Raw genomic sequence first — 4,792 nt, 5'->3', positions numbered from 1 at the left:
AGGTAATGTGTCATAGCTTGTGACACGTATATGTGTCATAGCTTGTGACACATAGTTGAATTAAGATGTGTCATTTTTTGCTTGACTATAGTTCATTTTTGACCTATGATGTGTCATAAATTATACATATAGGTATCACAGCTGATGATACATAACAAGGGAGAGAAGGATTCTATGCCAGCAGAGGTGCGTAAATTGGACGAGCAGAGAAAAATTAATGTTGAGTTAACCCCTGAACAACTTCAAATGCTTCAAAGACTTATTGATCTTGAACAGCAAGAAAACAAAGACAAAGAGCAATTTGAAGAGAAAAAGAAAAATCATAATTTCATCCAGCTTTATCGTGACAACATGCCAGAATTAAGATGGTTAATGGCAAATCATAACTTCGCAAGTTCTTTATTATTTTTTATCTTGGAACACATGGATAACAGAAATGCTTTAGCTTGTTCTTATGCAGTTTTTGAAGATTATTTTGGCAAATCAAGGTCAACAGTTTACAGAGCAGTAAAGCTTTTAGAGGAGAATGGATTTTTAAATGTTTTAAAAATGGGAACATCAAACGTCTATGTAGTGAACGAAGACCTTGCTTGGACAGATGGCAATGACAAAAAGAAATTTGCTAAATACGATGGTAAAATCCTTGTCAGCAAAAAGGAAAACAAGGACTTTGAATACAAAAGCCAATTTGATAAATTTAAAGCCCTTAGAGAACGTGAAAACTTAAAATAAAGCGAGTAGATAACTACTCGCCTTTCTTTATTTCAAGAGCATATTTGCCCTCATTTGAATCTTGGTCAACACTTGTAAAAACACCAATATCTTTTATTGGAATAAGAGTTCCAGAACCTAAATGAGGTCTCTTTCTATCCCTCATAAAAAGCATTAATTCTCCCTCTTGGTCTAGTTTCTCCAACTTCTCAACCAATTGTTTCACCTTCATCAGCGTTCCATCTCCATCCCTTTTTGCCTTTGTGGCTTCTCCATTTTTTCTAAAGAGTCCTGGACTAATTTATCTTGCCTATCATCCAGGAACTTGATTGTACTTCGGTCTACATCATTCATCCTCAAGAACGTTTTTACTCGGTCAAGTTGAGCGTGTAAAACTTTGCCCACCCTCTCTTTAAAAACAGAAAACTCCTTGCTGATCTGCACGAGTTTTCCCTTCAATTTTCCGTTCTCTAATTTCAATTCCCGATTCTCATTTTGGTAAGACCGGTTCTCAATTTTTAGAGTGTCCACCTGTTGTTTTAACTCCTTTTTCTCCTTCAACTGGTCATTATATTTATTAACGAGTCCATTGTACTTTTCTATCAAGTCTCCATAGTTCTTTACAATGTCTGTTTGCTTCACTTTTTGCAGTGCTTTTTTCTCTGCTAAGGAGTCTAAATTCTCTTCAATATCTTTGTAGTAATAGCGAATTTTATCTTGTCCAATTTGCATATCAGCTTTCAGCTGCGTAACTTCTTTTTGAGTCTTTTCCAACTCTTTCTGCAGATTCTCTGCTTGTAGCTGATAAGCCACACCATTGGTCGCATAATCGACTAGGCTTTTGTAGTCTTGTTCCTTCATTCCAACAAGCCCTAGAACCTTTTTAGCTTCGATATTCGCAATCGATTTCGATTTATCATCAATCTCTTGAATATGCCCCATTGTCCGCTCATATTTCTCTTGGGCTTCCTTCTCCATGCTTTGAAACGTTTGAGCCTTATATTTAGCCGTCTCCACGTGTTTACGGCTCGACGAGACCCCTCTTTCCAAATTAAAGTCATTTTGCTTCAGGTACTGATTAAAATCGTCCTGAAGACTCACCAGTTGCTTTTTCTGGCCAAAGAAATCTTTAGCCGATAGTCGGCCATCCTCCGTTACTGGAACGAAGCCTACGTGCATGTGAGGGGTTTTCTCGTCATAGTGAACAGTCGCATAGATTAAATTCTTTTCACCGTATCGATCAGCAAGGAACTCATGAGCCGTTTCAAAATACCTTTTCTGCTCTTTGGGTGAAATTTTATCGAAGAATTCCTTGTCAGAGGTAATTAAGAATTCAGCCAGCTTAACTGCATCTTTACGGATCTTTTTTCCAGAGGTCACATTGTCCTCAATTACTTGGCTAATTTTCTCGTTGTAATCAATCTGCCTTTGACCGTTTATCAAGTCATAATTCAGATGAGAATCAGCTTTATTGATGTCGGGATTCGTTTCACTTTCCCTCTCTCTTTGGTTGTGAAATTGAATCCCTTTTATCCCATTTGATTTCATTTTCTGCATTCGGATAATGGAGTAACTCATGGGGTACGCACCCTTTCTGAAAATCGATAGATTAATAGAAAGTGTAACACACTACACTTTGCACGCAAAGTTTCATGTGGTCTGCGACGCTAAAAGCCAAACCTTGGGCTTTGCCCAAACCCACTGGGGAACTCTTCCCCAGACCCCCTTAATCGAACTCCCCAACCCCTCAATCCTTGAGGGGCTCCCTCGCCGGTAGGCAGCTCAAAAGGTGTTGCCTTTTGAGACACCAAGAGGGTCTTGGTGAAGTGAGTCTATCAACTCCTTATCCTCCCTTCGGTCCGGTACCGTTGACAGACGCCATACGGGCCTCTCTCGCCTTTGTAAGAGGTTGCCCCTAGTAAAAACCCTTAAAAAGCAAAAAAGACGCTTCTAGGGGTAGCGTCAGGGAAATGCGGATTTACAACGGTAAGCATTTGATACAAGTCTTATGAGACAGTCAGAAGTCATTTAAAACGCTAATTTCATTATGTCTCAATAAACTCTACTCTATTGGAATTGTGAAGTGATACACTTAAACTAACGTACGCAGGTTTGTTGAATAAGGACTTCAAAAAATACCCTTAATTAAGCTAAAAAGTCCTTCTCTTTATTAAGAAGGACTTTTTTATGTGTTATTCCATTGTCTCATTCATTGTAATAGTTTCGCTTGCTTCATGACCAGATTCTCCATGTCCTGGTCCAAACAAATTCAATATTACAACTCCTACAAGAATCAGTGTTATTCCTGCAATGCTAGCCATGTTAAGTTTTTCCTTCCAAACTAAAACTGAAATTACTGTAGTCAAAACAAGTCCTAAACCTGCCCATAATGCATATGCAGTGTTTAAGGGGATTGTTTTTAGCGACAAGGATAAAAAGAAAAAACAACCAACGAAAGCTATTATTACCCCTATTGTAGGATAGAGTTTTGAAAAGCCTTCAGATGCTTTTAATAGGGAAGAGCCAATAATCTCCCCCACTATTGCAAGTGCTAAATATAGATATGACATTATTCGTCCTCCTGAATCATGTTTATTAGTTCATCAAAAACTTGTGTTTTTAGTTCTTCATTTAATGGTGCCATTCCAAATATTTCTGAAAACCAAAGACCATCTATGGATAATCTTGTAATTGTTATTTTGACAGGATCAATTCCATCAGTTATTAACTTTGTATGCAAAATATCGTATCTCTGCCGGAATTCATCTAATAAATCTGGATTAATAAACATAGCAGCCATTAGTGCGGAATTTAGATTATTGTTTTCTAAATCGGAAAATGTAGATTTAAGATAAGCCCTATTCCATTTTCCTATTGCGTTATCATCGTCGTTATTAACTAACGTATTAATGCATTCGAAATAATTATTTGTCCAATCTTCCACCATTCCTTTAATTAATGCTTCCTTGCTAGGAAAATGGTATAATAATCCACCTTTACTCACGCCAGCTCTTTGGGCGACTGCCTCTAATGTGAGTTTGACAACTCCTTCTTCTTTTACAATTTCAGATGCAGCAATCAATATATTTTTTTTCTTATTAGCATGCTTTGAAATAGACATAATAACCTCCATAACTTAGATACATATAATATACCTTCTGGACGGTTTTTTTGTCAATCGAATTAAAGCTCTTATTTAATATCACTCTTTCACATAAAAATAATCCAATAAATTAATCTAAAGATTGTGAAGAAATGTACTTAAAGTAAAGGGAGCTTTAGTTCAACAGTCGATTTCTTAAAATCGGCTTTATTTATGGGTGAAAATTACATTACCGTTGTAAATCCGCATTTTCAGGACTCTACCCCTTCTAGAGCGCCTCTCATTGTTTTAGCGATTAATTATTATTCCCCTTATTATTTTTTTGAAAATGTTCTTTGTAATATAAATAATCAACTTTATGTTTTGTGGACATTAATTGAGTCGCTAATATTGCGGTGTAAATTGTCGTCAATCCTAGTGCTACTACGGCTAATAAATTTAAATTACTTTTATTAATGCTACTGTTACTATTCATGAAAGCTCAACTCCCTTCTTTAAAATTAGATTTCTAAATATCAAAGATTTTTATTCGAACACCATCAATTCTCCCCTTGTTTTAGGGTGGAGGCTGGCAAGGGGGTTTGGGGGAAGCCCCCATATTGCGTAGATCCATAAGGCAAAAGAGAAAATTTATGAACGGAAGCTCTGGCGGTTTTGGCGGTATAATGGCTCGAGCAAGCCGATTTCCTGAATTCCTCGTTTTAGGTACGTCGGCTTGGCGAAAGTACAGCACCGCCAAAATTTCGGAATGCAAGGAGAAAAGGGTGGAGATTTTTCGGTGGTCTGTCCGAAAAATACTACCCGAACCTTGCGTGGAGAAAAGCCCTTTAGGAGATATAGAAGGGAACACAGAAAAAATGTTGATATATCAATGTTTTAGTTAAGGTAATGTGTCATAGCTTGTGACACGTATATGTGTCATAGCTTGTGACACATAGTTGAATTAAGATGTGTCATTTTTTGCTTGACTATAGTTCA

Annotated in this window: 5 protein-coding genes; 1 reads left to right on the top strand and 4 read right to left on the bottom strand. The window is 37.1% G+C overall.

Annotated features, from left to right (window positions below; translation table 11 throughout):
• Nucleotides 1–174: 174 nt before the first annotated feature.
• Nucleotides 175–732 (top strand): replication/maintenance protein RepL, encoded by a 558-nt coding sequence (locus ACH5AC_RS38335; RefSeq protein ID WP_048558832.1) that lies wholly within the window; start codon nt 175–177, stop codon nt 730–732.
• 13 nt (nt 733–745) lie between these two features.
• On the opposite strand, the gene ACH5AC_RS38330 is transcribed toward ACH5AC_RS38335, so the two are convergent.
• The 4 genes from ACH5AC_RS38330 to ACH5AC_RS38315 form a co-directional block, all read right to left on the bottom strand.
• Nucleotides 746–928 (bottom strand): hypothetical protein, encoded by a 183-nt coding sequence (locus ACH5AC_RS38330; protein WP_350835256.1) that lies wholly within the window; start codon nt 926–928, stop codon nt 746–748.
• A gap of 14 nt (nt 929–942) precedes the next feature.
• Nucleotides 943–2,289 (bottom strand): MobV family relaxase, encoded by a 1,347-nt coding sequence (gene mobV / locus ACH5AC_RS38325; protein WP_053082646.1) that lies wholly within the window; start codon nt 2,287–2,289, stop codon nt 943–945.
• A 614-nt stretch (nt 2,290–2,903) separates the two neighbouring features.
• Nucleotides 2,904–3,281: a quaternary ammonium compound efflux SMR transporter QacH gene (qacH, locus tag ACH5AC_RS38320; protein WP_000121134.1), complete on the bottom strand. Its 378-nt coding sequence runs from the start codon at nt 3,279–3,281 to the stop codon at nt 2,904–2,906.
• On the bottom strand, nt 3,281–3,832 hold the full coding sequence (locus ACH5AC_RS38315) for a TetR/AcrR family transcriptional regulator (RefSeq protein ID WP_000028029.1): 552 nt from the start codon (nt 3,830–3,832) through the stop codon (nt 3,281–3,283). Before ACH5AC_RS38315 ends, qacH begins: the two co-directional genes overlap by 1 nt.
• Nucleotides 3,833–4,792: the final 960 nt, after the last annotated feature.

It is taken from the genome of Streptomyces sp. NPDC018693 (assembly GCF_044391385.1).
Classification (GTDB): Bacteria; Actinomycetota; Actinomycetes; order Streptomycetales; family Streptomycetaceae; genus Streptomyces.
The sequence above is the reverse complement of the archived record's forward strand: the minus strand, read 5'-3'. Positions and strand labels throughout refer to the sequence as shown.